This is a genomic window from Bifidobacterium felsineum, from assembly GCF_002802915.1.
In the GTDB taxonomy this organism is placed as follows: Bacteria; Actinomycetota; Actinomycetes; order Actinomycetales; family Bifidobacteriaceae; genus Bifidobacterium; species Bifidobacterium felsineum.
On the sequence record NZ_PEBJ01000002.1, the window covers coordinates 190,430 to 216,801 of the forward strand.

23 protein-coding genes are annotated in these 26,372 nt (G+C 57.0%); 15 read left to right on the forward strand and 8 right to left on the reverse strand.

What is annotated here, in order from left to right; translation table 11 throughout:
* Window positions 1-61: 61 nt before the first annotated feature.
* Window positions 62-1,189, reverse strand: coding sequence for a septation protein SepH (sepH, locus tag CSQ86_RS04370; protein ID WP_100493908.1), 1,128 nt, complete (start codon window positions 1,187-1,189; stop codon window positions 62-64).
* A 148-nt stretch (window positions 1,190-1,337) separates the two neighbouring features.
* On the opposite strand from sepH, the gene CSQ86_RS04375 reads away from it, so the two are divergent.
* The 3 genes from CSQ86_RS04375 (at window position 1,338) to CSQ86_RS04385 (ending at window position 4,569) form a co-directional block, all read left to right on the forward strand.
* Window positions 1,338-1,631 carry a DUF4193 domain-containing protein gene (locus CSQ86_RS04375; RefSeq protein ID WP_033890131.1) on the forward strand — a complete coding sequence of 98 codons (294 nt, stop codon included), beginning with the start codon at window positions 1,338-1,340 and terminating at the stop codon, window positions 1,629-1,631.
* On the forward strand, window positions 1,631-2,113 hold the full coding sequence (dut, locus tag CSQ86_RS04380) for a dUTP diphosphatase (RefSeq protein ID WP_100493909.1): 483 nt from the start codon (window positions 1,631-1,633) through the stop codon (window positions 2,111-2,113). The genes CSQ86_RS04375 and dut overlap by 1 nt, the downstream gene beginning before the upstream one ends.
* 131 nt (window positions 2,114-2,244) lie before the next feature.
* Window positions 2,245-4,569, forward strand: a complete 2,325-nt coding sequence (locus tag CSQ86_RS04385; RefSeq protein ID WP_100493910.1) for a RelA/SpoT family protein — start codon at window positions 2,245-2,247, stop codon at window positions 4,567-4,569.
* Window positions 4,570-4,664: 95 nt separating this feature from the next.
* On the opposite strand, the gene CSQ86_RS04390 is transcribed toward CSQ86_RS04385, so the two are convergent.
* The 4 genes from CSQ86_RS04390 to CSQ86_RS04405 all read right to left on the reverse strand — a co-directional run bounded on the left by CSQ86_RS04390 (window position 4,665) and on the right by CSQ86_RS04405 (window position 8,251).
* The gene (locus tag CSQ86_RS04390) at window positions 4,665-5,204 is read right to left on the reverse strand and encodes a peptidylprolyl isomerase (protein WP_100493911.1); all 540 of its coding nucleotides are present in this window, start codon (window positions 5,202-5,204) and stop codon (window positions 4,665-4,667) included.
* A gap of 80 nt (window positions 5,205-5,284) precedes the next feature.
* Window positions 5,285-6,364: a hypothetical protein gene (locus CSQ86_RS04395; RefSeq protein WP_100493912.1), complete on the reverse strand. Its 1,080-nt coding sequence runs from the start codon at window positions 6,362-6,364 to the stop codon at window positions 5,285-5,287.
* A gap of 123 nt (window positions 6,365-6,487) precedes the next feature.
* Window positions 6,488-7,243: a nitroreductase family protein gene (locus CSQ86_RS04400; protein WP_243387613.1), complete on the reverse strand. Its 756-nt coding sequence runs from the start codon at window positions 7,241-7,243 to the stop codon at window positions 6,488-6,490.
* A 72-nt stretch (window positions 7,244-7,315) separates the two neighbouring features.
* The gene (locus tag CSQ86_RS04405) at window positions 7,316-8,251 is read right to left on the reverse strand and encodes a DMT family transporter (RefSeq protein WP_100493914.1); all 936 of its coding nucleotides are present in this window, start codon (window positions 8,249-8,251) and stop codon (window positions 7,316-7,318) included.
* A gap of 233 nt (window positions 8,252-8,484) precedes the next feature.
* Between CSQ86_RS04405 and CSQ86_RS04410 the strand changes: the two genes are divergently transcribed.
* Window positions 8,485-8,889, forward strand: coding sequence for a pyridoxamine 5'-phosphate oxidase family protein (locus tag CSQ86_RS04410; protein ID WP_100493915.1), 405 nt, complete (start codon window positions 8,485-8,487; stop codon window positions 8,887-8,889).
* 80 nt (window positions 8,890-8,969) lie between these two features.
* On the opposite strand, the gene CSQ86_RS04415 is transcribed toward CSQ86_RS04410, so the two are convergent.
* Window positions 8,970-10,244, reverse strand: a complete 1,275-nt coding sequence (locus tag CSQ86_RS04415) for a THUMP-like domain-containing protein (protein WP_100494259.1) — start codon at window positions 10,242-10,244, stop codon at window positions 8,970-8,972.
* A 73-nt stretch (window positions 10,245-10,317) separates the two neighbouring features.
* On the opposite strand from CSQ86_RS04415, the gene CSQ86_RS04420 reads away from it, so the two are divergent.
* The 11 genes from CSQ86_RS04420 to tsaD all read left to right on the forward strand — a co-directional run bounded on the left by CSQ86_RS04420 (window position 10,318) and on the right by tsaD (window position 22,833).
* Window positions 10,318-11,166 carry a histidine phosphatase family protein gene (locus CSQ86_RS04420; protein WP_100493916.1) on the forward strand — a complete coding sequence of 283 codons (849 nt, stop codon included), beginning with the start codon at window positions 10,318-10,320 and terminating at the stop codon, window positions 11,164-11,166.
* Between the two features lie 136 nt (window positions 11,167-11,302).
* On the forward strand, window positions 11,303-12,253 hold the full coding sequence (locus CSQ86_RS04425; protein WP_100493917.1) for a magnesium transporter CorA family protein: 951 nt from the start codon (window positions 11,303-11,305) through the stop codon (window positions 12,251-12,253).
* Window positions 12,254-12,259: 6 nt separating this feature from the next.
* The gene (locus CSQ86_RS04430) at window positions 12,260-13,135 is read left to right on the forward strand and encodes a transporter substrate-binding domain-containing protein (RefSeq protein ID WP_100493918.1); all 876 of its coding nucleotides are present in this window, start codon (window positions 12,260-12,262) and stop codon (window positions 13,133-13,135) included.
* A 42-nt stretch (window positions 13,136-13,177) separates the two neighbouring features.
* The gene (gene leuS, locus CSQ86_RS04435) at window positions 13,178-16,141 is read left to right on the forward strand and encodes a leucine--tRNA ligase (protein ID WP_100493919.1); all 2,964 of its coding nucleotides are present in this window, start codon (window positions 13,178-13,180) and stop codon (window positions 16,139-16,141) included.
* 267 nt (window positions 16,142-16,408) lie between these two features.
* Window positions 16,409-17,020 (forward strand): ComEA family DNA-binding protein, encoded by a 612-nt coding sequence (locus CSQ86_RS04440; RefSeq protein WP_240542362.1) that lies wholly within the window; start codon window positions 16,409-16,411, stop codon window positions 17,018-17,020.
* A complete protein-coding gene (locus CSQ86_RS04445) occupies window positions 17,017-18,714 on the forward strand; it encodes a ComEC/Rec2 family competence protein (protein ID WP_100493920.1) in 1,698 nt (565 codons plus the stop codon). The genes CSQ86_RS04440 and CSQ86_RS04445 overlap by 4 nt, the downstream gene beginning before the upstream one ends.
* A 32-nt stretch (window positions 18,715-18,746) precedes the next feature.
* Window positions 18,747-19,718 (forward strand): DNA polymerase III subunit delta, encoded by a 972-nt coding sequence (gene holA / locus CSQ86_RS04450; protein WP_100493921.1) that lies wholly within the window; start codon window positions 18,747-18,749, stop codon window positions 19,716-19,718.
* A 12-nt stretch (window positions 19,719-19,730) separates the two neighbouring features.
* The gene (gene tsaE, locus CSQ86_RS04455) at window positions 19,731-20,285 is read left to right on the forward strand and encodes a tRNA (adenosine(37)-N6)-threonylcarbamoyltransferase complex ATPase subunit type 1 TsaE (protein WP_100493922.1); all 555 of its coding nucleotides are present in this window, start codon (window positions 19,731-19,733) and stop codon (window positions 20,283-20,285) included.
* 140 nt (window positions 20,286-20,425) lie between these two features.
* On the forward strand, window positions 20,426-21,235 hold the full coding sequence (gene tsaB, locus CSQ86_RS04460; RefSeq protein ID WP_100493923.1) for a tRNA (adenosine(37)-N6)-threonylcarbamoyltransferase complex dimerization subunit type 1 TsaB: 810 nt from the start codon (window positions 20,426-20,428) through the stop codon (window positions 21,233-21,235).
* A complete protein-coding gene (rimI, locus tag CSQ86_RS04465; RefSeq protein ID WP_100493924.1) occupies window positions 21,235-21,783 on the forward strand; it encodes a ribosomal protein S18-alanine N-acetyltransferase in 549 nt (182 codons plus the stop codon). The genes tsaB and rimI overlap by 1 nt, the downstream gene beginning before the upstream one ends.
* Window positions 21,784-21,789: 6 nt before the next feature.
* Window positions 21,790-22,833: a tRNA (adenosine(37)-N6)-threonylcarbamoyltransferase complex transferase subunit TsaD gene (tsaD, locus tag CSQ86_RS04470; RefSeq protein ID WP_100493925.1), complete on the forward strand. Its 1,044-nt coding sequence runs from the start codon at window positions 21,790-21,792 to the stop codon at window positions 22,831-22,833.
* 14 nt (window positions 22,834-22,847) lie between these two features.
* Here the strand turns inward: tsaD and CSQ86_RS04475 are convergent, their stop codons facing one another.
* Together CSQ86_RS04475 and CSQ86_RS04480 are read right to left on the reverse strand one after the other, a co-directional pair.
* Window positions 22,848-23,900 (reverse strand): LacI family DNA-binding transcriptional regulator, encoded by a 1,053-nt coding sequence (locus CSQ86_RS04475; RefSeq protein WP_100493926.1) that lies wholly within the window; start codon window positions 23,898-23,900, stop codon window positions 22,848-22,850.
* A gap of 75 nt (window positions 23,901-23,975) precedes the next feature.
* Entirely contained in the window at window positions 23,976-26,309 is a 2,334-nt protein-coding gene (locus CSQ86_RS04480) for a beta-galactosidase (protein ID WP_100493927.1), read from the reverse strand.
* Between the last annotated feature and the right edge of the window lie 63 nt (window positions 26,310-26,372).

Genomic DNA, 26,372 nt, shown 5'->3' on the forward strand with positions numbered 1-26,372 from the left:
TCGAGCATTGTATTTGATTCGCTTGATGCCACCCCCGACAATTACCGGTTACTCGGTCGTATCAGTCGCCGAACAGAATCTCGTCCCAACTGGGCACGGCGGAACGGCCTGAACGTCGCTTTGCGGGCTTGCTGGCGGCCGCAGCATGCGACGTGGCCGTGGATGAGGCGTCTTTGGCGCCGCTGTCGTCGATGGCATCGCCTTGGGTCCCGGATTGCGGAGCAGAAGCAGCGTCCGTAGAACCTGTTTGCTGACCTGCCAATTTCACAGGGCGCAACGGATTGATCATGCCCGCGCCCGCAGGAGCGGAGCCTGAAAGCGCAGTGTTGCCGGTGGCAGGCTCGCCGCTGCTTGTTTCAGAGACGGCAGGGGCCGCCGCTCCGGGAATCTTGACCGGTGGCATCGAACCGGAAACGGAGAAATCAGGCGTGCTCACTCTAGTGGATTCCGCAGTGGCCGCGGCCTGCGGCAGGGCCGCCGGAATCGACGGCTTAGGTGCCGCCCAGGCGCTCACCGCGCGTTCGATACGTGCCGAACGCACTGAATCGCCGGGCAATGCCGGTGTCGGCAATACGCGGGCGGCCGACTTGGAATCATCGGCGGAACTATGCTCGCCAAGCAGCTTACGAGCCGCGTTATTGAGACACACCACCGAATTGTCATGCATGTTCCATGTCCATTCGGCATGAATCTCACGGCCGGCCGAGGTGAAGATAGCCACGATGCGCCATGGCTCAAGACCGCGACGAGTGGACTTCCAAGTCACGGATTCCATACCGATCGAGGCGGAAGCCAAAGTGCGTTCCACCAGTTCGTTGATGGTGCGTACACGGCTATCCTTCGGTGCCGGCACGGTGAGGAACTGTTCGATGGCATACTGCTTTTCGGTTTCCACGGCCGCGGAGAACCGACGCACCAACGTTTCGCTCAAACCGTAGCGTTCGGCGACGCGGGAAGGGTCAGCGCCAGCACGAATCAGCGACTGAATCTGAGAAATGGGCAACGTGGTCTGCTCATGAGGCTGAGTGGGCTTCTGCGTTTCGCTCTTGACCTGTTTGGCCTCGAGAATCGCACGTTCAAGCGTGTCGTCAAGGCTGATGGCCACATAGCGGTCACCTACAGAGAACACAAGATCCCCCGTATCGCTGACACGCTCAAAATGGGCCTTTTCAAGCCGATTCTCAGGCATATGCACACCACTTTCCTTGGCAAAGACATTGCTATATTCCAGTATGCCCCACGTGTCGAACTTTACATGTATTTCAAATCGTGTACCCTATGGCCGAGTACAGCGCGGTAATACGCGCGGTAAATAGATGTAAGACGAAAGGACCATGATGGCTCAGGATTATGATTCCCCACGTAACAAGGACGAGGACGAGGAATCGCTGCAGGCTCTGGGAAAGTCCGCGCAGAACTCCTCGAGCGATATCGACGATGACGAGAACGCCATCGCCGAAGACTATGAGCTGCCGGGTGCCGATCTGAGCAATGAGGACTCTTCGGTGACCGTCATCCCGATGCAGGGCGACGAGTTCATCTGCTCTCAGTGCTTCCTGGTCAAGCACCGCAGCCAGCTCGCCTACATGGACGAGGATGGCCAGCCGGTGTGTGAGGAGTGCGCCGCCTGATGGGGTTCGACGCAGCTTACAACGAGCCCGAAAACACCGAGGTGCTGGTCAAGTCGCTTGATCTGGAGCATCCGGCGGATTTGAACTATGCGCATGCCGGCGATGCCGGAGCGGACTTGATCACTACGGTTGATGTGACGTTGAAGCCGTTTGAACGTGCGCTGGTACCGACTGGTGTGGCCATCGCATTGCCGGCTGGCTATGTGGCTCTCGTGCATCCGCGCTCTGGCTTGGCCGTCAAGCAAGGCGTCACCGTACTGAACGCTCCGGGCACCGTGGATGCGGGCTACCGCGGCGAAATCAAAGTGCCGCTGATTAACCTTGATCCGGAACATACTGTTGAATTCCATCCGGGTGACCGCATCGCCCAGCTGGTGATTCAGCGGTATGTGGAAGCCAAGTTCATCCCGGCCGAGACATTGCCCGGTTCCGATCGCGCCGAACGCGGTTTCGGTTCGACTGGCGTGGCCTCCAAGAGCTGAACGTTAGGCGGAGCCGAAGAAGGCTGAATAGCTGAATCAGGCTGAGATAGGTAAGACCTCGCCGCGGAATATATGACGTGGCGAGGCCCGATGCGTGGCTACAATGTAAGTCACATTGGGAGGTGGTTGGCATGTCGGAAAACGAAAGCGAGCAGTATGCCGCCCGCAAATTGGGCTGCGAGATCAGCGCCGATCCATTGAACCCGCTTGAGCCGATCAAGCAGGTCTGCAAGGCCCATCATCCCGGTGAGGACCTATCCATCCTCGATCGCGCCTACAAGCGCGCGGTGATTCAGCACTCCACACAGCGCCGCAAGTCCGGTGAACCCTACATCATCCACCCTCTCGCGGTCTCCCAGATTCTTGCCGATCTCGGCATGGGACCCTTGGTGGTGGCCGCGGGCCTGTTGCATGACACGGTGGAAGACACTGATTACACGTTGGATCAGTGCCGTGCCGAATTCGGCGATACGGTGGCGGGTCTGGTCGACGGTGTCACCAAGTTGAGCCAGCTTGAAGTGGGTGATTCCGCACAGGCGGAGACCATCCGCAAGCTTGTGGTGGCCATGAGCCGCGATGTACGCACTCTGGTGGTCAAGTTGGCGGACCGCGTGCATAACGCCCGCACCTGGCGCTATGTGAAGACCTCCTCCGCGCAGAAGAAGGCTCGTGAAACTCTTGACGTGTACGCGCCGCTCGCCAACCGTCTCGGCATGAACGCCATCAAGACCGAGCTGGAAGAGCTGAGCTTCAAGGTGCTTTATCCGAAGATCTACAACGAGATCGTGGTGTTGGTGGCACGCCGAGCTGGTCAGCGCGACGTCTATCTGAAGCAGATTCTCGCCGAAATCAACGAGGATCTCTCCGAACAGCACATCAAGGCCTATGTGACTGGCCGTCCGAAGGATTACTTCTCCATTTATCAGAAGATGATTGTGCGCGGCCATGATTTCGCCAACATCTATGATTTGGTGGGTGTTCGCATCATCGTCGACACCATTCAGGACTGCTATGCGGCGCTTGGTGCCGTGCACGCGCGGTGGAACCCGGTCCCCGGTCGGTTCAAGGACTACATCGCCATGCCGAAGCTCAACATGTACCAGTCGCTGCATACCACCGTGGTGGGGCCCGGCGGCAAGCCTGTCGAGATTCAGATTCGCACGTGGGACATGCATCGTCGTGCCGAATTCGGTATCGCCGCCCACTGGAAGTACAAGGAGAACGGTCAGGCAGGACGTGCGTTGAGCTCTCCGGACAAATCCGATCGCAAGCGTGGCGAGAGCGGGCAGGAGCTTTCCGAAGCCGACAATCTGAAGTGGATTCAGCAGCTCGCCGACTGGACGTCCGAGACCCCGGACTCCAATGAATTCCTTGGCTCGCTCAAGGAAGACCTTGGTTCCGCGGAAGTTTACGTGTTCACGCCGAAGGGCAAAATCGTGTCCCTGCCGGCCAAGGCCACGCCAGTCGATTTCGCTTATGCCGTGCACACCGAAGTGGGCCATCGTACGATGGGCGCACGCGTCAACGGACGTCTGGTGCCGCTCGACACCACACTCGACAACGGCGACACTGTAGAGATTCTGACTTCCAAGTCCGATACCGCAGGTCCTTCCCGTGACTGGCTGAGTTTCGTCAAAAGCCCGAAGGCCCGCAATAAGATTCGTCAATGGTTCTCGAAGGAACGCCGAACCGAGGCCATCGAGGAAGGCCGCGACGAGCTGACACGCGCCATGCGCAAGCGTAACCTGCCGGTCAACGCCCTGCTGACTCCTGAAGCATTGGTGGGTGTGGCCGTCGACCTGAACTTCCCGAACGCCGACGCTGTGTTCGCCGCAATCGGCGATGGGCAGATCTCCACGCAAAACGTCATCTCGCATCTGGTCAAGGATGCTGGCGCCGACGAGGTGGATGAGGAGGTGGAGCAGGAGGTCCTGCCGCTGAAGCCTGTCGAGCGCAAGACCTCGTCCAGCTCCACCGGCGTGTCCGTCAAAGGCGTGGGTGATGTATGGATCAAACTGGCACGCTGCTGCATGCCGGTGCCGGGTGATCAGATCATCGGTTTCATCACCCGCAACCAGGGTGTGTCCGTGCATCGCACCGACTGCCAGAACATGATCGATTTGAAGGCCAAGCAGCCCGAACGCGTGGTGGAGGTCGAATGGACCAGCACCAAGGGTCTGTTCATGGTCAAGATTCAGGTCGAGGCGTTGGACCGCCGCAACCTGCTTTCCGACGTGACACGCGTGCTTTCCGACCATGGTGTGAACATCATCTCCGGCACGATCGCCACCGGTTCCGATCGTGTGGCCACTAGCCAGTTCAGCTTCGAAATGGCCGATCCGCAGCATCTCAACACGCTGCTTGCCGCAGTGCGCAAGATCGACGGCGTTTTCGACGTCTACCGTCTGACCGGTGCCAAGGAATCCGCGGAACCGCGTTTGCGCAAGATGAAGTAAGGAAACGCAAAAGCATAGAGAAAAGCCTGTGACTGATTCACATTCAGCCACAGGCTTTTTATGTTGCTCTTAGTCGTGCAGGTCAGTGAGGAGCGTCACTCGGCCACGTCCACGGACAGGATCACGGCCGGCTCCAGCGGACGATCCATCGGATCGGTATCCAGAGCCTCAAGCGCATCCACGACCTTCTTGGAAGCCTCATCAGCGACCTCGCCGAAGATGGTGTGGTGACCGTCCAGCCACGGGGTCGGCACGGTGGTGATGAAGAACTGGGAGCCGTTGGTGCCGTGAATCTGGCCGTCGCGACCGCGACGCAGACCGGCGTTCGCCATGGCCAGCAGATACGGCTTGTCGAACTTCAGGCTCGGGTCGATCTCATCGTCGAACTCGTAGCCCGGGCCACCGGTTCCGGTGCCCAACGGGCAACCGCCCTGGATCATGAAGTCCTTGATGATGCGGTGGAAGGTCAGGCCGTTGTAGAACTTGCCGTGAGACGGCTGACCGGTGTACGGATCAGCCCATTCCTTCTCGCCGGTGGCGAGACCAAGGAAGTTGGCCACGGTGTTCGGGGCCTTGTCGTCGAACAGGTTGATGGTGATATCGCCCTCAGAGGTGCGCATAATAATTTGTGTCATAAGTTCCTATGGTACATTGCCCCACACCAATGCGCGCGGAGCATAGGGCCCCTGGCCGGTTCTTGGCTATATCACGCGCATCACTTGACCGTGCTGAAGCTCGTATCTTCCGCGCTGCCGGTATTCGATGTACCGGTGGAGCCTGAAGTCGTGCCGGAGGAGCTGGACGACGATGACGATGACGATGAGGAGGAGCCTGAGGACGAGCCGCTTCCCGTGGAACCGGAGTTAGTGCTATCAGTGGTGTTGCCGGAGGAGCTGGAACCGCCTGTGGAGCCCGAAGCGGAGCCGGAGTTGCTTGAGCCATTGGAATTCGTCGAATTGCTGGAATCGGATTCGCCTGTGGTGTCGGAGCCTGTAGAGCTGCCGGTGGAATCCGAGCCGGTGGAATCCGAAGCGCTTCCGCTGATATCGGTTGATGTACCGCCATTAGAGCTGGTAGTGTCTGATTCGTTGTCGCTGCTACCGTATTGCGGCTTTACGGGACCATTGTTTCCGCTCTGCGTATTGGAGCCGGAGTCGCTGCCGGAATTATCGGTGTTCTCGGATGATGTGGTGGGGGAGACCAGGTCGGAGACCACGGTATCGGTGCCATGACCTTGCGTGACGAGCATCACGATGCCGGCCGTCACTGCAACCGTCAGCAAACCAGAAACCAGGGTGACGATCACGGCGACGCGCTTCGGGTCACGGCGGCGCTTGCGTAATTCGCTGATTGAATACGTATGTCCATCAGCCGGACGGGATACGATCTCACGTGGCTTGCGGGACGGGACCGCATCAGACATGTCAGAGTGTGTTATGCGAGGCTCGCTCGTGCTTTCGGCATCGTTGGGATCATTGCCTTCCTCGGAAGAGGATTCATCGGTTGCGTCAACGTCACCAGATGCATGTCCGGGAGCGGTTTCTTTCGATTCGTCGGTCTCGATGCCATTGCCATCGCTTTCGGAACCGGAAATGGTTTGCTGGAATTTCTCGCTGGAGGCTTTGATGATGTTCTGATAGATGTTCGTAGCCACCACGGAGACGATATAACTGGCTGCGGCGCCGATCACTGAGCCGGCGACACCGATTTTCGCAGCCAGCAGGAACGAGGTGACAGCGGCAAGCGTGCCTGCCACTATCGAGGAAAAGGAAAGACCTTGGAAAAACTTCTTCACAACCTAAGACCGTAGGCTATTGCGCTGAAGTATTGCTGGAGGCGCGGTGAAAGCCGCAAAATACTTACATGAGAACCCAAAATCTTCACATGTGAGCCATTCGACCATATGTCAGGATATATGTCATGCCCAAGTGAAGTGCTCGGTTCCTGCTCCAAGCTCAAAATGCAGTTTGGCGATGCCGAGACAAATGCGTGACTGCACGCCGTCCAATGCCTCGGCCTTCACGGTGCATCCGTCTTCCAACAGTGTGAACCGTACCGGCTGCTTGCCGAGCGCGCTAGGGGCAAGTGCGACAGCTTCAATGCCATTATGGAACCATACGGGAGCTCCGGCATAGGTGCCAATGGCATCGGCTACCGGACCGAGCTCCTCCGCCGGTTTGCTGCGATGCGCACGGCCAGGGCGTGCTCCGTGGCCGAGCGCGATTGCGGCCGGCATGCGTTGACCCTTTTCAAGGGTCCAAAGTCCCTCATGTTCGGTGGCTTCATGCAATACCACCCATGAGGTGTCTAAGCCGAACGCCACGGCATGCAACGCCAGAAGTTCACCTGCATAGCCGATCATTTCGTCTAAATCATCAGGTGCATCCGCGTCATCAGGTCCAATGAGCGCAATGAGATTGTGCACCCCGGCAAAACGGCCGTAATGAGTCGGGCAACCGCCGAACGCGTCATCGGCATCATGGATCAATTGGATGGACAGCCCATGAGTTGCATTCAGTTCATCGATAATGCCGGACAGTACGCCGATTTGTTCCGCCGTCATTGGCTCATCGGTGAAGTTGCGAACGGCGTGGCGTTCCTTCATGGCCTCAAGCAGATTCATGATGTTCCTTTCGATGCGTGCCACTAATGCTGCGACGGACATGTTCATCATAGATGAACAGATGATATTGCCTGACGCTCAGGAATCGTGAACACTAGCCGGCAACCATGGTTTGGAGTCGGATTAATTGCGGTGCAGCGAATGCTTGGTCGGTTTGATTACGGACATCAGCACTGCCGCGAAAATCAGCGCGAAGCCGACCAGGGAACTCCACATGATGCGTTCTCCCCAGAACAGCGCGGAAAACGAGACCGCAAACAGGCTTTCGGTGCACATGATGATGGAGGCCTGCGAAGCGGGCACATGCGCCAATCCGATGTTCTGCATGATCTGCGCGCTCATCGTGGCGCCGAGGAACAGATACAGCACGCTGGCCACCACCGAAGGGGCGAGCCAGCCGCTGTCGGGTGCCGGTTCGGTGATGATCGCGCCAATAAAGAACAATACGCCGGCCACCGCGAATTGCACGAAGGTCAGTGCTATCGGATCGAATCGCTTGGCATATACGCCAAGGTAGGTGAGATTGAAGGAGAAGATGATCGCCGTGGCGATGGTCAGCCAATCGCCCACACCGAGCGAAAGCGAACCACCCGGTTTGAGGGAAACGAATCCCACGCCGATCAGGCATACGATGCCGGCGATCAGATTGATGATTTTCGGCTGGTTTTTGGACACGATCCAAGTGACAAATGGGGTCAGCACACAATAGGCGGCGGTAAGGAACGCGCTGCGACCGGGATCGATGGTCTGCAGGCCGGTGGTCTGGGTAACCATCGTGCCCCAATAGGTGACTCCCACCACCAACGCCGGCACAATGATCTTCGGCGTGAGATTAGGAATGATGTGCTTATGGAACAGTGCGAGCATGCACATGCAGGCGCCGAACATACGTATGGCCATCAGCCATTGCGGCGGTATGGCCTCCATGGCGAATTTGGCGAGCAGATAGCTGCCGCCCCACAAGGCGGCGCAGGCAAGTAGCATCAGACGTGCCAGATTCGGCGGGAACGAACGAGACCAGCGGCTTTGCAGCTTGCTGAAACGCTCAACCAAACCCATGACGCACCTCTGTCTGACTCCGTGTCTCCCCGGGTCATAGTACGGGCATGACCAGCCAAAATCGAAGGGTATGACACCCAACCAGAGTGTTTGGGGAAAGATACCGCTTCTGACGCGATATGAGGAGACTTGTTATGCAAGGTGAGGTTACTCACAGCGAACATCCGGGCGGTTGGCGTGCCGGTTCGCTAATCTTGGAAAAGGTATTACACGCTGTTAGGAAAGGACTTGCCATGGCAGTCATTACCCCGGAAATCAAGGAATTCGTGGCCAACAACCTCGGCTTCGTCTCCACCATCTCCAAGGACGGTGAGCTGGATCTCGGCCCGAAGATGTCTCTGTTCGTGCTGGACGACACCCACATCGCCTACCATGAGCGCACCGCAGGCCAGACCTACGAGAACCTGAAGAACGGCTCTCCGCTGGTCATCGCCTTCGCCAACCTGGAGAAGAAGCAGGGCTACCGCTTCCGTGGCAACGTGACCCTGCACTCCGATGATGACATCTATGAGGCCCAGGTCAAGGTTGCCGAGGAGAAGGGCACCAAGAAGCCGGCCGTGATTCCGGTGCTTGAAGTCACCGAGATCCAGAACCTTGCCTCCGGTCCGAATGCCGGTAAGACCATCGTCAAGGACTGAAATCCGACCGCCACTACTCAGAACCGCGTTGGCAATATGATGTAAAGCCGCCTTGCCTTATCGGGCAGGCGGCTTTTTCGTCAGGCTTTCACCGTGACGATGACGATGTGGCGTCCGGTTTCATCGGTGGTGGCGAACAGGTATGACTTGCCGCCGTCCTTGAGCTTGAGTTTTTTGCGCAACGTGTTGACCGACATCGGGAAGTTGCGCACGGCGATATTGGCATGGGTCAGTCCGGCGAGTGAGGATTTCAATTCCTTCTTATTCATGCTGGCCACGGATTCAATGGCGAATGACCGACCGGGAAAATCTTCAACACGTTGTTCACTGATGAACAGGTGGCTGTTGGGGGCAATCATGGTGACCGGGAAGCGCTGCGCAATCACGTCAAAACAGCCGGCCTTCATGATCGAGGCGTTCGGCTCATAGAGGTATTGGGCCTCATCGACAACGATGCCGCCGGTTTCCGAAGTCTGAGCAAGATTCGCGGGCGATGCGGAAGCATCGTTGTCATCTGGCGCGTCATACTCCAAAATCTGTTCATCATTAATGCAGAACAGATGCGGTGCCGGGCAAATGCCTCGCCGAAGCACCAACAGCAATTCCTTGCATTCGTTGCCGGTGGATACAATATGCACCTCATGCACGGAGCCGGCGAAATCATCCACCGTTTTGTGCCAATCCAACATGGGGGAGAGTTTTACCATCACCACAGGAGCCTTCAACAGCAGCTGGCTCTTCAACGCCAAAACATCCGGTGTACAGTCGGCGATTGCATACGTGCGTGAGCCATGACTGTCACGACGCGCAGGGTCAAGGAAAATCAACGAAACGGAATCAAGGCTGCCCAATACCTCAGTGGAATCGCCATTGACGACTCTCGCCGATTCCAGGCCGAGTAGCGGGAAATTATGGCGTGCGAGATCGCAGAGATTCGACTGGCGCTCCACATAGGTGGCATTATCGAATACCCGTGCCATATAGGAGAAGTCCACGCCGAACCCACCGGTCAGATCGACGAGCGACGTGTGCTGCCGGGGCATGGACGCCTCCAATGAGGCTGATTCGCAGGAACCACCCGCAGCTTGCGCGAGCAATCGTGTGGCCAATCGCGCCTTGTATTGGGCGGTGAATTGGGAGGAACATTGCTCCATCGGCACCTGAGGCGGGAAAATCAGCCTTTCGCGCTCCGCCCATTCCGAGAGCTTCACGCGTGCGCGCTGCCAGCCGGAAATCTGCTCCAATGCGAATGGCAGGTCCACCTCGCCGCCGCGTTTGGCATGCAATGCCAATTCACGCACATCCTCATCACGATGCTCGGCGATGAACGCCCACGTCTGTTCGGTAATCTCCACGTACGCCATTGTACGGGTGATTGCTCGTCTCCATAGGTCATGATGTGATGAGTATTAGTCGAAGGAGGCTCACATGATCGACGAAGTAGTGATGCTGCGCCACGGACGTACGCAATACAATCTCCAACATCGACTGCAAGGCCAGATCGATGTGCCGCTCGATATCGTGGGCCAATGGCAGGCGGATCAAAGCGGTTATGCGCTTGCCAGCCGATTCTATTGGGCGAAAGTCAACCGTCTGGCCACCCATCCCGAGTCGATTGCCCAGCCTCCGGCAGCCGCAGCCGAACGCACTGATATCAACCAGTATTGTGAAGCGCCAGCCGCCGCACGCCGCATGGTGGTGATCTCCTCCGACCTGTTCCGCGCCCAGCAGACGGCCCATGCATTCGCCGATCTGCTAGGTCTTGAGGTTACCTGCGACGCCCGTCTGCGCGAGCGGAGTTTCGGACAGTGGGAAGGACTGACCCGGGAGCAGATCAAAGCCATCGATGCTGAAGCCTACGCCTCATGGAAACGGCATACGGGTGGTGAAACCCGATATGGCGTGGAAAGCCGCGCCCAAGTGGGCGAACGCGGTGCCAAAGCCGTGCGGGAGCTGATTCAGGACCCGCGATACGCCGATGACGAAACCTCCACCACAATGATGCTGGTCGGCCACGGTTCATGGATCACGGCCACCATCGCCAATTTGCTTGAACTCGACCCAGATGGCATGAATGCACTTGGCGGCATGCGCAACGCCTGCTGGTGTCGACTCAAGGTACGCCACACCATCAACGGGCAACCAGCCGATCGGCCATTGTTCGAGCTCGAGGAATACAACAAAGCACCTGCCATCGCGGACAGTGCGGACTGGGAGAACGGACCGGCCGACCTGCGCGGCTCCAGCATGCCTGATTGGTGTCCCATCATCTGGTAAACGTGTTTGAACAGACGCGCGGCCAGTCCCGCAAACCGCGCCGCGGCGCAAATTCGCATGGTGGGTCTAGACTAATCACGGTTTTGAACCGTACAGCGATAGAACATAGGAAAGCGCGGAAGGCGGGTGAGACGGCATGCTGAGAATCTTCAGCTCAATCAACAACCAAGTGGAGCAGATCGAAAAACCGGAGAACGGATCCTGGTTATGTTTGAGCGAACCGACCGATGTCGAGCTCGCCACCGTCGCCTCGCAAACCGGTATCGACCTCGCCGATTTGCGCGCCCCTCTGGATGATGAGGAACGTTCTCGTGTGGATGTGGAAGACGATTACACGATGATCATCGTCGACATCCCCACCGTGGAGGAACGCGGTGGACGCGACTGGTATGAGACCATCCCGTTGTCGATCATCGTGACCGAAAACCTCATCATCACCGTCTGCATGCAGGACACGCCCGTGCTGCACCCGTTCATGGAAGGCACGATTCGAGGATTCAACACGTATATGCGCTCGCGCTTCATCTTGCAGATCCTCTACCGCAACGCCACGATGTATTTGCGATACCTTCGTATCATCGATCGCGAAAGCGACAAGCTGGAACTGAAGCTCCGACACTCCATGCAGAACCGTGAGATTGTAATGCTCATGGAGCTTTCCAAGACCTTGGTGTATTTCACCACATCACTGAAGTCAAACGAAATCGTGATGGAAAAGCTCACCACCCTGCAGCGCATCAAGCAGTATCCGGACGATGAGGACCTGCTGGACGACGTGATCACCGAAAACAAGCAGGCAATCGAGATGGCCAACATCTACAGCGGCGTTCTTGCGAACATGACCGATGCCTTCGCTTCGATCGTGTCCAATAACCTGAACAACGTGATGCGTATCTTCACGATTATCTCCATCACGCTGTCTATCCCAACATTGATTTTCTCCATGTATGGCATGAACTTCCAGGAAGGCATGCTTGGCATGCCGTTGAGTGATAAGCCGTGGGGTTTTGCGGCCATCATCATCATCTCCATTGCGCTATCCGTGGCGGTCACCTGGTTCCTGACCCGTTCGCGCATGTTCAAGTAAAGCCCAATGCGAATCAAGCGCACGTGTGCAGCAGTGGCAGCCATTGCGATTTCAGCAATGTCGTTGGCCTCCTGCGGCCAGATTCAGGTCACTACAGTGTCCGGTTCCCCGGAAGGTCCGACGATTGCCGTCGGCGTGTCTGCTGACGAGCCAGGCATAGGAGTGTGGCATGACGGCACATATGAAGGATTCGATGTGACTGTGGCCAAATATGTGGCTGCTCGTCTGGGCTATGCGAACAAGCAGATCGTTTTCAAACAGGTGCGGCCGGAAAGCCGGCAATCCATGCTGAATAGTGGGCAGGTTGATATGGTGGTCGCCTCATGGCCGATCACTGAAACTTCCAAGAACGTTGTGGACTTCGCGGGCCCATATCTGATTACGGGCACAGGCCTGTTGGTGCGTTCCCGGGATAGTCGCGTATTTGCGGACTCAGTAAAGCCGGATACCGTCGGCGATGTGGGCCAACACAGTATTTGCGCAGTGCAGGGTGATGAAACCGTTGATTTGTTCCGCGTGCGGCACCCTGATGCCGTGATTCAGCAGCGGGACAGTTACGCGCAATGTGTCACCGCATTGCAGGCCGGTTCCGCGGATGCCATCGCCTCCGATCTGGCGATACTGGGTGGGCTGCAACAGGCCAACGGTTCACGATATACCACTGTGCTCGAAGACGCCGGCACCGTGCAATCGGGTATTGTGCAATATGGCATAGCGGTCGGCAAAGGCACTGAAGAACTCGCTGGAAAGATCGCGCAGTCGTTGCAGGACATGATTGCTGATGGCAGTTGGGATGCCGCACGAGCGGTTCTGAAGAAGCAGACCCAAGTCGACATCAAGCTCAATGGCAGTCCTGCGGCCATTGTCTCGGATGCTGAATGATGTCGACGAACGTGTCCAGTTACGCGGCTACCTTGCTGATTTATGAGTGACAACGAGAAGAGCACGCAAACTCAAGAGCCCAGCTTCCGCTATAACGCTGAACTGGCGCAAACCATCGAAAACAAGTGGCAGAAGATCTGGGATGAACGAGGCACCTTCTGGGCAGCCAACGTCAACGGCGATCTGAAGGACGGTAAGGGCCGCAACGCCGAAGGCCGCACCGCCTACTTCGCCATGGACATGTTCCCTTACCCATCCGGCAAGGGCCTGCATGTGGGCCATCCGCTCGGTTATCTGGCCTCCGACGTGGTGAGCCGCTACCACCGCATGAAGGGTGAGAACGTGCTGCACGCCATGGGCTATGACGCCTTTGGTCTGCCCGCCGAACAGTACGCCGTGCAGACCGGCCAGCATCCGCGCGTAACCACCGAGGCGAACATCGCCAACATGTCCCGCCAGCTGCATCGTATGGGTTTGAGCTTCGATAACCGTCGTACGTTTGCCACCATCGATCCCGGTTATGTGCGCTGGACCCAGTGGATCTTCTCGCGTATCTACGAATCCTGGTACGACGATGAGGCCACCAACCCGTCCGGTACCAAGGGCTCCGCACGCCCGATTAGCGAGCTGATCGCCAAATTCGAATCTGGCGAGAAGACCATCCCCGGCCATGAGACCGACGGCAAGGCGTGGGGAGACCTTACCGAAGCCGAGCAGCAGGATATTCTGAACGACTTCCGCCTGGCCTATATCTCCAAGTCCCCGGTCAACTGGTGCCCGGGCCTGGGCACCGTGCTCGCCAACGAAGAGGTCACCGCCGAAGGCAAGTCCGAGCGTGGCAACTTCCCGGTGTTCCAGCGTGAACTGCGTCAGTGGTCGATGCGCATCACCAAGTACGGTCACCGTCTGATCGAAGACCTTGATGGCATCAACTGGCCTGAAAAGGTCAAGCTCATGCAGCGCAACTGGATCGGCGAATCCCATGGCGCATCCGTGCATTTCGAGGTACCCACTGCCGACGGCGTCAAGGACATGGAGATCTACACCACCCGTCCCGACACCTTGTTCGGCACCACGTTCGCCGTGGTATCCCCGGAGCATGACCTGCTCCAGTACGTGCCCGCCGAGTGGCCTGCTGACGTGCCGGAAGCCTGGAAGGGCGGTTACGCCACCCCTGCCGAAGGCATGAAGGCCTACCGTATCGCAGCTGAATCCAAGACCGCTAAGGACCGTGTGGATGAAGGCGGCGAAAAGACTGGTCTGTTCACTGGTCTGTATGCCATCAATCCGATCACCGGCGCAAAGCTGCCGCTGTTCACTGCAGACTACGTGCTGATGGACTACGGCACCGGTGCCATTATGGCTGTGCCTGGCGGCGATCAGCGCGATTACGATTTTGCTGTGAAGTTCGGCCTGCCGGTCATTTATACCGTACAGCCGCTGCCGGAATCCGGCGATGATTTGGCCAACTATGAGGGCAAGGCTCCGTTCGTCTCCCACGACGGCATCGTCATCAACTCTTCTGTGGATGCCACCAAGGCCAAGGGCGACGCCCTGAGCTTGAACGGTTTGCGTGTGGATGATGCCATTGCCAAGGTCAACGCATGGCTTGAATCTGCGGGCGTGGGCAAGGGCACCGTGTCCTATCGTCTGCGTGACTGGCTGTTCTCCCGCCAGCGTTATTGGGGCGAACCGTTCCCGATCGTTTACGGCGAGGACGGCACCCCGCATCTGCTGCCGGATTCCGCACTGCCGATCAACCTGCCGGACGTGCCGGACTACGAGCCGCGCACCTTCGACCCGATGGATGCCGAATCCAACCCGGAAGCTCCGCTGAGTCGCAACGAGGACTGGGTCAAGGTCGAGCTCGACCTGGGCGACGGCAAGAAGACCTACTATCGCGACACCAACACCATGCCGAACTGGGCCGGCTCCTGCTGGTACTACATGCGTTACATCGATCCGACCGACACTGCTCACATGGTGGAGAAGGACGAGTTCGACTACTGGATGGGTCCGAACCACAACAAGTACTCTGGTGACGAAGGCGGCGTGGACCTGTACATCGGCGGTGTGGAGCATGCCGTGCTGCACCTGCTGTACTCCCGCTTCTGGCACAAGATCCTCTTCGATCTGGGCTACGTGGACTCCGCCGAACCGTTCCACAAGCTGTTCAACCAAGGTATGATCCAGGCTTACGCCTACACCGACGATCGCGGCCAGTACGTGCCAGCCGATGAGGTTGTCGAAGGCCCGGCCGACGCTTCTGGCGAACCAACGTTCACATGGAACGGCGAGCATGCCAACCGTGAATTCGGCAAGATGGGCAAGAGCCTTAAGAACATCGTGACCCCGGACTTCATGTACGAGAACTACGGTGCCGACACCTTCCGTCTGTATGAGATGAGCATGGGTCCGCTGGACGAATCCCGCCCGTGGAACACCCGCAACGTGGTCGGCGGCATGCGCTTCCTGCAGCGTCTGTGGCGCAACGTGATCGACGAGACCACCGGCGAAGCCCATGTATCCGAAGACACGCCGGATGAGAAGACCCTGAAGCTGCTCAACAACACGATTGCCGAAGTGACCGCGGAAATGGAAGGCATGCGCCCGAACACCGCCATCGCCAAGCTCATCGTGCTCAACAACCATCTGACCTCGCTGAAGTCGGTGCCTCGTGCCGCTGTCGAGCCGCTGATTCTGATGCTCGCTCCGATCGCCCCGCACATCTGCGAGGAGATGTGGAACAAGCTCGGACACCCTGAGTCCCTGTCTGCTGAGCCATGGCCGGTGGCTGATGAACGCTACGTGGGCCACGACACCGTGACCGCCGTAGTGCAGATCAAGGGCAAGGTGCGTGCCAAGCTCGAAGTGCCGGTGGACATCGACCCGGCCGAATTGGAGAAGAAGGCGCTGGAGGCCGTGGCCGAACGTCTTGGTGGCAAGGAGCCTCGCAAGGTCATCGTCAAGGCACCAAAGATCGTCTCCATCGTGCCTGCCGAATAAGACGGATACGGGGAATGTGGATAACTTCATAAGCTAGAACCACATACCCCGTTTCAGCTGGACAAATGCCCATGAATCCCTCAGCGTGGATTCATGGGCATTTTCCGTATCAGACGCGTATCGTCCCCCTCCACGGACAGCAGACTGCGTAGACTCGCAGATCTGGACGTCGCCATGCCTGAAATCCGGAACGAATCTCCCGCCCGGATTGATAATGCAGCTGTCCTACCGCCTCCGCCACCGGGACATGACGCTATTGAGCCGCCAATGAGCCAGACGAAACAGAGCATCGAGAACAATCAGCGCAAACAGGCATTGTCTTCGCTGATTGGTGTGCGGCCTGCCGACAGCGTTATGGAAACCGATCGTCCTCATAAGCTCAGAGACCGGCCTCGATTGGCGTTGACCACCGGCCATACACTGGTGATCATACTGTTGCTGGTGGCGGTATTGGGATTGAGCTTCACGCTCATCGTGCAGCAATCCATGAACCTGACGGCACTTGCTCAGGGCGAGCATCCCAACGCATTGTCATCAACCAATACGGAGAATATCGACGGCGAATCGATCGACAACAGCGATGACCGGCTGCCGGATTCCTCCTCCAATGCCGTGCCATCGCCTGAGCAGTCGCATCCTGAAGACACGAGCGATGCCGATCAGCCAGCTCAACAGGAATCCGATTCGCGCATCAATATCAATACTGCGTCGCTGGACGAGCTTCAAACCATTACTGGTATCGGACCGGTCACCGCACAACGCATCATCGACCACCGCAAGTCAATCGGACGATATACATCAGTGGATCAGCTGTTGGACGTTACCGGTATCGGATCGAAAACGTTGGAGAAAATCCGCGGACAGGTGCGTGTCGAATGAGCGCGGATCAAATACTGCGGGAGCAGGGAAGTCGCGACTGGCGCTTACTGTCGGTCGCCGCTACAGTATGGTTTTCCAGCCTGGCCTCCCATCAAGCGTTTGCGGTATGGGCAGGCGGCGGCATGCCGGCAATCATCATAGTAATGATGACGATTGCGGTAGCCGTATCGTTGATTGCCTCATATCTCATGCTGCGCGGTAGACGATGGTGGGCTGGGTCACTCACTGTATGCTGCGTAGCCGCTAGTGTGGCCGGCATGTCGGCGGTTACGGCAGACACCGTAGCGTGGTTCGATCCCGTGTCAGTCCAATCCAGAGTAGTTGATCAATCACCGATTCAAGTGGAAGGCATGGTCACCACACCGATACTGGTATCAGACCAACGCTCATATGACTGCCAAGTCGACATGCGACTGGCACTCATACAAACATCTCGCGGCGAGCTGAAAACCTCCGCTCGCGTACGCGCCTACGCAACGCACGATGATTGCAACGTTTTGCATCGGGGAGGCACCTACCGATTCCTCGGTATGCTCCGGCAAGCGGAATACGGTCGTATGCCACTGTGGATAATGATGAACAGCACAGACGATTCCGCGCGGCATACAATAACGGCATCACGTGCGCCACCTTGGCATTGGCGGATCATAACGCATATGCAGCAGTCGTTCTTCCGCGTCACCAAACGGCTCTCTGAACAGGGACGCGTGCTCGTGCCCGGATTGACGATGGGCGTGCTTGGCCAGGATTATTTCGACGCCGAATCGGAAGGCATCTCACCCATCGACGGCACCTATGCGAACATGATGGAAGAACGTTTCCGCATATCCGGCATCATGCATCTTATGGCCGTCTCTGGCGGACATTTCGTATTACTGGCTGCACTGGTGCGTCGCATATGCAGATGGATGCTCGTCGACAGACGTGTCTGCGCCCTGCTGGTAGGCGGCGCGTATGTAGGCCTGGCGCTTATCGTGTTCCCTGGCGACTCGGTCACGCGGGCGCTCATCATGGGGATTATGAATTCCGCCGCTTATGCAATGGGGCGTAGGCCGCAAGCGTTGAGCGCCTTATGCTGCACGGTTATCGGATCAATCATTCTGATGCCCGATATGTCGCACAGTTATGGTTTCGCCTTGTCTACTGCGGCCGTCCTAGGCATCGTTGTATGCGCGAATCATGTTGAGCGGGTACTCAATTACGCAATGCCGTCAGTTCTGGCGCGGACTATGGCCATGACCATATCGGCGCAACTGTTCACCTTACCTATACAGGTATTGATGGAGCCACAGCTGCCGCTGCTTTCAATTCCGGCGAATCTGCTTGTGGCGCCATTCGTCTCCCTAGCCACCATCGCCGGTCTGCTGGCGTTGAGCTGTGCATGGTGCGCTCCATGGCTGGCGGTGCAGTTGGCGCGGGTCGCTTCGGTGGGAACCTTGATTATGGAGCGCGTCTCCATATGGGTGGGTGACTCGAACGTGGCCGTCATGCCTTGGATGGATGGCATATTCGGTGCGATACTCATTGCGCTCACAGAAGCCGCAATGACGATTGCATTCGTGCTGTTCTCCCGTTGGCTACGACGTCTGCGCATCGAATCGGGCATGCCGGGCGAGCGGTTCGGCTCATATGCCAGCCACAAAGTACGCATCAGCCTATGGTGGAAGGAAACGCTCACCATGTTGTTGAAGTGAGCTTGTCCAACCTGTGTGGGGAGATGGAGCCTATGGCCAGATCAGCAGCACATGCAACGGTAACCGTGGTTCCCGGAGGAGACTCGTACCTGAACACCTCACGAGTCAAGGAACTCTGCGCCCAAGCACTGAAAGCACGCCCTGACGCCGAACTCATCGAACTGGACGCCACCAATGCCGACCAATACGCCTTCGACGAGGCGGTTAGCCCATCCCTACTTTCCGACGTATCCGTGGTGCGCATCGACAACCTGCAGAACGCGGACGAGAAATTCGCCGAAGCGCTGATTTCCTACACCAAGCAGTCCGTGAAGGACCCTGCATCAGCCAGCGTGGTGATTTGCCAGCATGAAGGCGGGGCAAAAGGCAAACGTGTACTCGATCAGCTCGTCAAAGCCGGCGCTCGCAAAGAGGATGTGCCTGATCTGAAGAAGCCTGACGCTCAGCTGAACTTCGTCTATAAGGAGTTCGAGAAGCGTAAGCGCCGGGTTGACCCTGCGGCTGCGCAGCAACTCATCGCCGTACTTGGTGGCAAAACCGGTGAACTGGCCGCCATGTGTGAGCAATTATGCTTCGATTTCGATGACAATCCCGTTGGGCTGGAGCGCGTCAACCAATATCTGACGGCCAATCCGCAGGTCACCGGTTTCGCCGTGGCGGATAAGGCTATGGAAGGACGCACCGCGCAGGCGATCGTCATGATGCGTTCCGCAGTGGAACAGGGCACCGACCCCATTGCGCTTATCGGCGCATTGGCCATGAAATTGCGTACTCTGGCCAAAGCCGCCGCCGTTAGATCCGGAACAATCTCCCAAGCGGAAGCTAAAACCAATCCATGGGTGCTGCGTAATGCCACCAAGCAGCTCGGCGGCTGGACCTCTGCTGGATTATCCCACTGCATCCGCATGCTCGCATGGGCGGATGAGCAGAGCAAAACCAATGGTGGCGACCCGCTTTATGCATTGGAACGCTGCATCGAAGACATCAGTCACAAAGGACGATAGGATCCGTTATCTATGAACAAGCAAGTCATTGAAGCTCCCACTAGCGAAGCCATGCAGGAGCTCGGTAAACGAGTCGCCTCACAGATGCAAGGTGGTGATGTACTGCTCCTGTCCGGCCCGCTCGGCGCCGGCAAAACCACGTTCGCCCAAGGATTCGGCGCAGGACTTGGCATTACCGAACCCATTGTCTCGCCAACGTTCACCATTGCGCGTGAGCTGAATGGACGGTTTGCGAATGGTGAGCCGGCGCATCTCATCCATGTGGACGCCTACCGTTTGGGAGGCTCCTCCTATGCTCCAGGGCAGGATGCCATTGGTCGGCTTCTTGATGAACTTGAATCGCTGGGATTGGATGAGGAACTCGAGGATCCCAGCGAAAACACGGTGATTCTTATGGAGTGGGGCGAACAGATGGCCACCGCATTGGCCAGCGAACGTCTCGAAATCCATATCGACCGCCCGTTGGAACATGCACAGGATGAACCGTCGGCAGAGCTCACCAGCAACGGCATGCGCACCGTCACTTTCGTGCCGGTCGGCGCGCGATGGAAGAACTTCAACCTGTAAACCGGTCAGTGCTTGACATGTAGTGAGCGGATGGCGTGAGTGAAGCATGCGTGTCATCCTAAGCCGGCTGCGTCCATAGACTCCTCGATGTACACTCTCTAAAGGTTTCACTGAGAAGTTCATGCATACGAGGAGAGCACATGGGTTGCACGCTGGTGATTGACACGTCATTCGGCTCAACGGTAGGCGTTGTAGGGCATAAGCCCATCGTTGAAACGGATTCTCGCACCCATGTGGAAAAGTTGCAGGTCAACATCGCGCGAGCGGTGAACGAGGCAGGCTATCAGCCATCGGATATCAGCACCATCGTGGCAGGTGTGGGGCCTGCCCCCTTCACCGGATTGCGAGCAGGTATCGTAGCCGCCAAGGCGCTGGCGTTCGCCACTGGAGCCAAACTATTGGGACAGAATGTTCTGGAACCACAAGCGCAATGGAACCTTATCCGCCGAGGCAAGGCCGGTACACTCGGCGATTCGTGCGACCTCCATGTGCTCACGCTGGCGGTCAATGATGCACGCCGCAAACAGCTGTATTTCGAACTGTGTGCGGTTCCGCTTACCGGAGAAAAAACTGATGGGACGATGCTTGCCGAGCCACTTATCGCAATGGATATCGATTACCCGGAATCCATTGTTGAGCGTGTCAATCAAGCCGCTCGGGAATACCAGCAGGCCGTTGCCGGCCATATTGTGGTTGATGTCGTCGGCCACGGTGCGCATAAATATGCCTCCATTCTCGAACATATCGAGCATTTAGGCGATATCGAGGAATCTTCCGTACTCGATCAAGGCGAGCAGGGCCTGTCCATTTTCGCGAGTGAAGCCCTGCTGAACGCCGAACGCAAACCTGACGCTCTAGTCGAGCCGTTGTACTTGCGTCGTCCGGACGCCGAGATTCCAGCTCCGCTCAAGCACGTACTTGGGCATGAAGGTGCGGAGCGTACCAACTGATGTTGATTGACGCGAACGAACTTGGCCATGAACGCGCCATCGCCGCTATGCGGTCTTTGGAAGTGGAACTCTTCGGCAATCATGCGTGGAGTGAAGCCTCGGTACGTCAGGAAATAGAAGGCGAAGGCCGCACCTACATCTTTGATGCGGATAGCAAAGCCAATACGATTCGAGGCTTCGCCGGCTATTGGTATGACGGCGAAGACGCGGAAATCATGGATGTCGGCGTCGGCAAGACATATCAACGGCAAGGCATCGCGCGCGCTCTGATGACTGAGCTCATTGCACGGGCACGTCAGCGGGGCGCGCGGCGCATGCTGCTCGAGGTCAGCGTCATCAATGAGCCGGCCATCGCTTTATACAAAGGCTTCGGTTTTGAACGTATAGGACTACGCAAACGGTACTACCAGCCTGAAGGTATCGATGCCTACGTCATGGCATTGGACTTTGAACCGCGCATTATTGGCTTCCAAAGCGCAAGCGGCGGCCCAGATAATGACGCAGCGGATAACGAACGTACAGACGAACCATACGGAACAGAACGGTAAGGAATCATGAGCGAACCAATCGTACTGGGCATCGAATCAACCTGTGACGAAACCGCAGCTGCCATCGTGCAAGGGCGCACGCTGCTGTCCAACGTCGTGGCCTCCTCGATGGAGGAACACGCGCGTTATGGCGGTGTGATTCCCGAAATCGCATCCCGCGCACATGCTGAAGCATTCGTGCCATGTGTATCCAAAGCACTTGCCGATGCCAACATGACCTTGGCAGATATTGACGCTATTGCCGTTTCCGCGGGACCGGGTCTTGCGGGGTGCCTTGCTGTGGGTGTTTCCGGAGCCAAATCGCTGGCCTGGGCGGCGAATAAGCCAATCTACGGCATCAACCATGTGATTGGGCATATTGCGGTCACCCAACTGCAGTTCGGTGCGTTCCCGCCGGATACTCTGGCGCTGATCGTCTCCGGCGGCCATACATCACTGTTGCATGTGGAGGATATGCCTCGCAAGATTGACGTGGTGGGCACCACGCTGGATGACGCGGCAGGGGAGTGCTTCGACAAGGTCGCGCGCCTGCTGGGCTTCCCGTATCCAGGTGGGCCGCATATCGACCGTCATGCCCAGAACGGCGATCCGCATGCCATCAAGGTGCCGATGGGATTGACGCAAGGCAAGGCCGGGGCTGCGCACCCCTATGATTTCAGTTTCTCAGGTGTCAAGACGGCTGTGGCACGCTGGGTTGAGGGCGAGCAAGCCGCAGGCCATGAGATTCCAGTGGATGACGTATGCGCATCGCTGGCCGATTCAGTGGCCACCGTACTGGCGCGTAAGGCTATGAAAGGCTGCGAACAGTACGGTTCCAACACGTTGATTGTTGGTGGTGGTTTCTCCGCCAACTCGCAGCTCAGGGCCAAGTTGCTGGAATACGGTGAGCGTTACGACGTCGACGTGCGCATCCCGCAGATTAAGCTCTGCACCGACAACGGTGCTATGGTGGCCATGCTCGGCGTGAACTTGGTCGAAGCTGGTATAGCGCCTAGTGCTCCCGACTTCCCAATCAACTCTGCCATGCCATTGACCCAGGTATCGATGTAGGTGGGAGGCCGAGGTCATCGTGTGGATTTTCGAATGATGACCTCGGATTGAGTAGTAAGTAGCTCCGGTGAGCTGACGGTGCCGCGGATACGGCCAATCAGGCGCTCCACTGCCGTGGAAGCCACCCAGCCTAAACGTGAATCCATGCTTGTCAAAGGGATCTGCAGATATGCGTCCTCTTCGATATTGTCGAATCCTATTATCTGGATGTCGTCTGGGATGGAAATTCCGTTGATGCATGACACGGATATTGCGCCGATTGCTAATTGGTCGTTCAGCGCGATTATTCCGTCAAATGGGATTTGGGTATCAAGTAGGCGTTGCATGGTGCGGGCTCCCATGCCGATTGTCCAATTCTGCCCAGTAATGCCGATCAGTTGAGGATTGAGAGTAAGACCACGCTTCCTGCTTTCTGTTATGATGCCGCGCATACGAAGTTGGTAATTGCCTTCTTCTGCTTGCAACAATGTGGTTTCGTCATAGGCAGCACGAGCGCCTATAACGGCAAGTCTGGTGGAACCATGATCATACAAGTATCCCGCCGCTTTGGCGGCTGCCTGCATATCATTCGGTGTAATGTGGTCGACAATGCCCCATGTGGTGCGCGCGCCAACCACAGCAAGAGGAAAATCCACCTGCAAATCTTCCGGAGAAATATCTTCGACTTCGCTCATGGAGAGGATCATGCCGTCGGACACGGTGGAATTGAAACTGCGCAGTAGATCGCGTGCGCTGCCTGACGACCCGTGCTCATAGGTGGAAACGTACACGGAATAACCGTGTTGCCGTGCAGCATCGATAACCCTGTTGGCAAGCTCGGCTAGATATGGTGGAGTGAGCGTGGGGATGGCAAGAGTGATGAATCCTGTGCGCCCGCGACTCATATTGCGTGCCGCCATATTGACCTTGTATCCCAGTTCTTTAATGACTGCTTCAACATGTGTTCGAGTCTTCTCGGACATGCGCCCAGTGCCATTGATGACATTCGAAGCGGTTTTGAGTGAAACTCCGGAGGCTTGAGCTACTTCGCGTAAAGTCACTCGATTCCTGTTTGTGCGCGCAGCCATGTTGTGCTCCTTGGGAGAATAAGAATTCGGTTCTATAGCCAACCGTTCAACGGTTGGCTATAGAACTTTGCTGGTTTACCAGCGCTTAAGCGTGTACTCGTATATCGGTGTGATGCCGACGGAGTGGATTTCGCTGGTCTCCTTGTCGACTTTCTCGCTTCGAGCCGCCATCGGGGAGTCCACGTCCACACTCACACCTTCCTTGAGTGGTGTGATGTAGAGGGTCATTGGTCCTTCGGCAAGCTGTTGTGTGAACTCATGCAGACCGATTTGCCAGACGTCTCCGTTAGCGAAGTTGTCGTGAACCATATCGCCATTGAAGAAGGCGGAACCGATATCTCCGGTGTACTTCACGTCCACCCAGGCGTTCTTGAGACCGTCAAGATCCTTTGGATTGATGCTTAGCGTCCAGCGAGTCTGGGATTTGCGTTCGAGCTTGAACGGGACCTTGGCCTCCGCGCCGCCGATCGAGTATATGCCGAAGCCGGATTCATCCGTGCGTAGGGGTTGCAAGCCATTGCCGGTCAGCACGTCCGCTGGCAGCGCATATACATTGCTCTTAGCTTCGGTGGTCTCAAAGCGTATGCCGTGCTCATCAGGAATCACCGCGCCTTGGGCAATGATGAGTGCTTGCTCGCAACCATCTTCGCCAGGCATACCGCCCGCCAAATTCACGACGAACAGTTCGTCCGCGTGCGCGCGGTCGAGCACGATAATGTCGACCTTGGACCCGTCCTGCGTCACCGTAAAGCGCTCAATCGGGGCCATGGGGTCGCAACGGTATTCGTTGCTACCTTGAGATGTGATTGCACCATAGGCGAACGTGAAGGTTGATTCCGGCATGCCAGTTGGCTTGACGAATACATAGAGAGTTTCGCCATCCACGGTTGCGCGAGTGACGGGCTGTGCGGTTGCCTTGGTGAGCGTTACTCTACGGAGAGACATATTGAACGGTAGTATGCAGTTTTCATCCGCGGCAATACCTATATTGTCGAACGTCACAGGAGCTGCACCGTCAGAGAATTCAATGGTGATGGTTTCATCACTGCGGGGCGGCATATGCACATGATCCTGGAAGTTGTCGATGAACACGAACCCGGAGTGATTCGCCGCCCGCACTGACCAACGCAATGGCTTGGTATCGGTGGGGTCGATTTGGTTTTGGCCGATCGGCAGGGCGGGAATCATTGGTGTGAGTTCACTTTCGAACGAATGAACGAAGGTGTGGAGCACTTTGAGGCGGTTATAGGACTCACGGGTCTGAGCAAATTCGCCGAGCGGCGCTTGAAAGTCGTAGGAGATCTTCGGACACTGGCCTTCATTCATGAACCCACCCTCACGCTTAGGGTTCGTGCCTCCTTTGATGACGTAGTAGCCCAGGAAGTTGCAGCCAGATGCGGTTTTAATGTTGGCCATTGCGTCCACGGACTTCCATGGCAAGATGAATCGATAATTGTATGAGCAGAACATGCCGCCGCCCATCTCACAGCAGACGTAGGGATAGCTTTCGGGCGTGTAATTCATCTCAAACATATCGTACTTGGACTCTGCCATATGCTTGGAGGAGTGGAAATCCTGGTAATCGTATTCCAGGGTAGCCGGATGTTCGCCGCTGTTCGGCCCATAAAACAGCCATGGGCGGTACGGGTAGCCGCCCCACATCGGGATGGCGGAATCAGTGGTCACCGCATTGCCCCATGCGGTGGCCGTGTAAAACGGAGTGTCGAAACCGTACTTCAAAGCCAATGTCTTGAGAGCATTGAGATATGCTTCGCCGCTGGTGCCGCTATTCACCCATTCGTTGGCCACTCCGGTGGTGCACTCCCATGGTGCGGATGAATGCTCGTACTCGTTATCGAGCTGGGTGGCGATGATTGGGCCTCCATCCTTGAACATGAGGCCTCTAAGCTGCTCGCCGACATGGGCGTAATAGTCATCCACCGCTGCAAGGAATCCAGGGTCATTCTCACGCACTTCGTATGGCTGGCCATATAGCCAATCAGGCAAACCGCCATTACGAGTTTCGGAATGCACGAACGGTCCGATACGAGCTACGCACCACAAACCATGCTTGGCGCATAGTTGTACGAAACGACGTAGGTCGCGTTGGCCGGTGAAGTTCCATTCGCCCTGATGTTCCTCATGATGAATCCAGTACACGTAAAAGGAAATGACGTTTACGCCCATCATCTTGAGTTTGATCAGTTCATCCTCCCACTGCCATGCTTCCACGCGGGAGAACTCGAATTCGCCCATAACCACGAATCGTGGTTCGCCGTTCACGGTCATGTAGTAGTTGGTGAAACGGATTTCATTGCCTTGTGGATCTCTGTTGGCGCCGTAATAGCGTTCCGGAATACCGGTGAATGGAGGTGTTGTTACGTCGACGGTTACAGTATGCGCAGACATGGCTGTCTCCTTATTTGATGTAGATAATGCCGGAGAACCGTAATCGATATCATGCTTGTTCTC

Coding starts and splice junctions, on each gene's coding strand:
- CSQ86_RS04420 (WP_100493916.1), top strand. CDS start 10,318: ATGATCGACGAAGTAGTGATGCTGCGCCACGGACGTACGCAATACAAT.
- tsaD (WP_100493925.1), top strand. CDS start 21,790: ATGAGCGAACCAATCGTACTGGGCATCGAATCAACCTGTGACGAAACC.
- rimI (WP_100493924.1), top strand. CDS start 21,235: ATGTTGATTGACGCGAACGAACTTGGCCATGAACGCGCCATCGCCGCT.
- leuS (WP_100493919.1), top strand. CDS start 13,178: ATGAGTGACAACGAGAAGAGCACGCAAACTCAAGAGCCCAGCTTCCGC.
- CSQ86_RS04440 (WP_240542362.1), top strand. CDS start 16,409: ATGAGCCAGACGAAACAGAGCATCGAGAACAATCAGCGCAAACAGGCA.
- CSQ86_RS04375 (WP_033890131.1), top strand. CDS start 1,338: ATGGCTCAGGATTATGATTCCCCACGTAACAAGGACGAGGACGAGGAA.
- holA (WP_100493921.1), top strand. CDS start 18,747: ATGGCCAGATCAGCAGCACATGCAACGGTAACCGTGGTTCCCGGAGGA.
- CSQ86_RS04430 (WP_100493918.1), top strand. CDS start 12,260: ATGCGAATCAAGCGCACGTGTGCAGCAGTGGCAGCCATTGCGATTTCA.
- CSQ86_RS04475 (WP_100493926.1), bottom strand. CDS start 23,900: ATGGCTGCGCGCACAAACAGGAATCGAGTGACTTTACGCGAAGTAGCT.
- dut (WP_100493909.1), top strand. CDS start 1,631: ATGGGGTTCGACGCAGCTTACAACGAGCCCGAAAACACCGAGGTGCTG.
- CSQ86_RS04390 (WP_100493911.1), bottom strand. CDS start 5,204: ATGACACAAATTATTATGCGCACCTCTGAGGGCGATATCACCATCAAC.
- CSQ86_RS04405 (WP_100493914.1), bottom strand. CDS start 8,251: ATGGGTTTGGTTGAGCGTTTCAGCAAGCTGCAAAGCCGCTGGTCTCGT.
- tsaE (WP_100493922.1), top strand. CDS start 19,731: ATGAACAAGCAAGTCATTGAAGCTCCCACTAGCGAAGCCATGCAGGAG.
- tsaB (WP_100493923.1), top strand. CDS start 20,426: ATGGGTTGCACGCTGGTGATTGACACGTCATTCGGCTCAACGGTAGGC.
- CSQ86_RS04385 (WP_100493910.1), top strand. CDS start 2,245: ATGTCGGAAAACGAAAGCGAGCAGTATGCCGCCCGCAAATTGGGCTGC.
- CSQ86_RS04480 (WP_100493927.1), bottom strand. CDS start 26,309: ATGTCTGCGCATACTGTAACCGTCGACGTAACAACACCTCCATTCACC.
- CSQ86_RS04425 (WP_100493917.1), top strand. CDS start 11,303: ATGCTGAGAATCTTCAGCTCAATCAACAACCAAGTGGAGCAGATCGAA.
- CSQ86_RS04445 (WP_100493920.1), top strand. CDS start 17,017: ATGAGCGCGGATCAAATACTGCGGGAGCAGGGAAGTCGCGACTGGCGC.
- CSQ86_RS04400 (WP_243387613.1), bottom strand. CDS start 7,243: ATGATGAACATGTCCGTCGCAGCATTAGTGGCACGCATCGAAAGGAAC.
- sepH (WP_100493908.1), bottom strand. CDS start 1,189: ATGCCTGAGAATCGGCTTGAAAAGGCCCATTTTGAGCGTGTCAGCGAT.
- CSQ86_RS04410 (WP_100493915.1), top strand. CDS start 8,485: ATGGCAGTCATTACCCCGGAAATCAAGGAATTCGTGGCCAACAACCTC.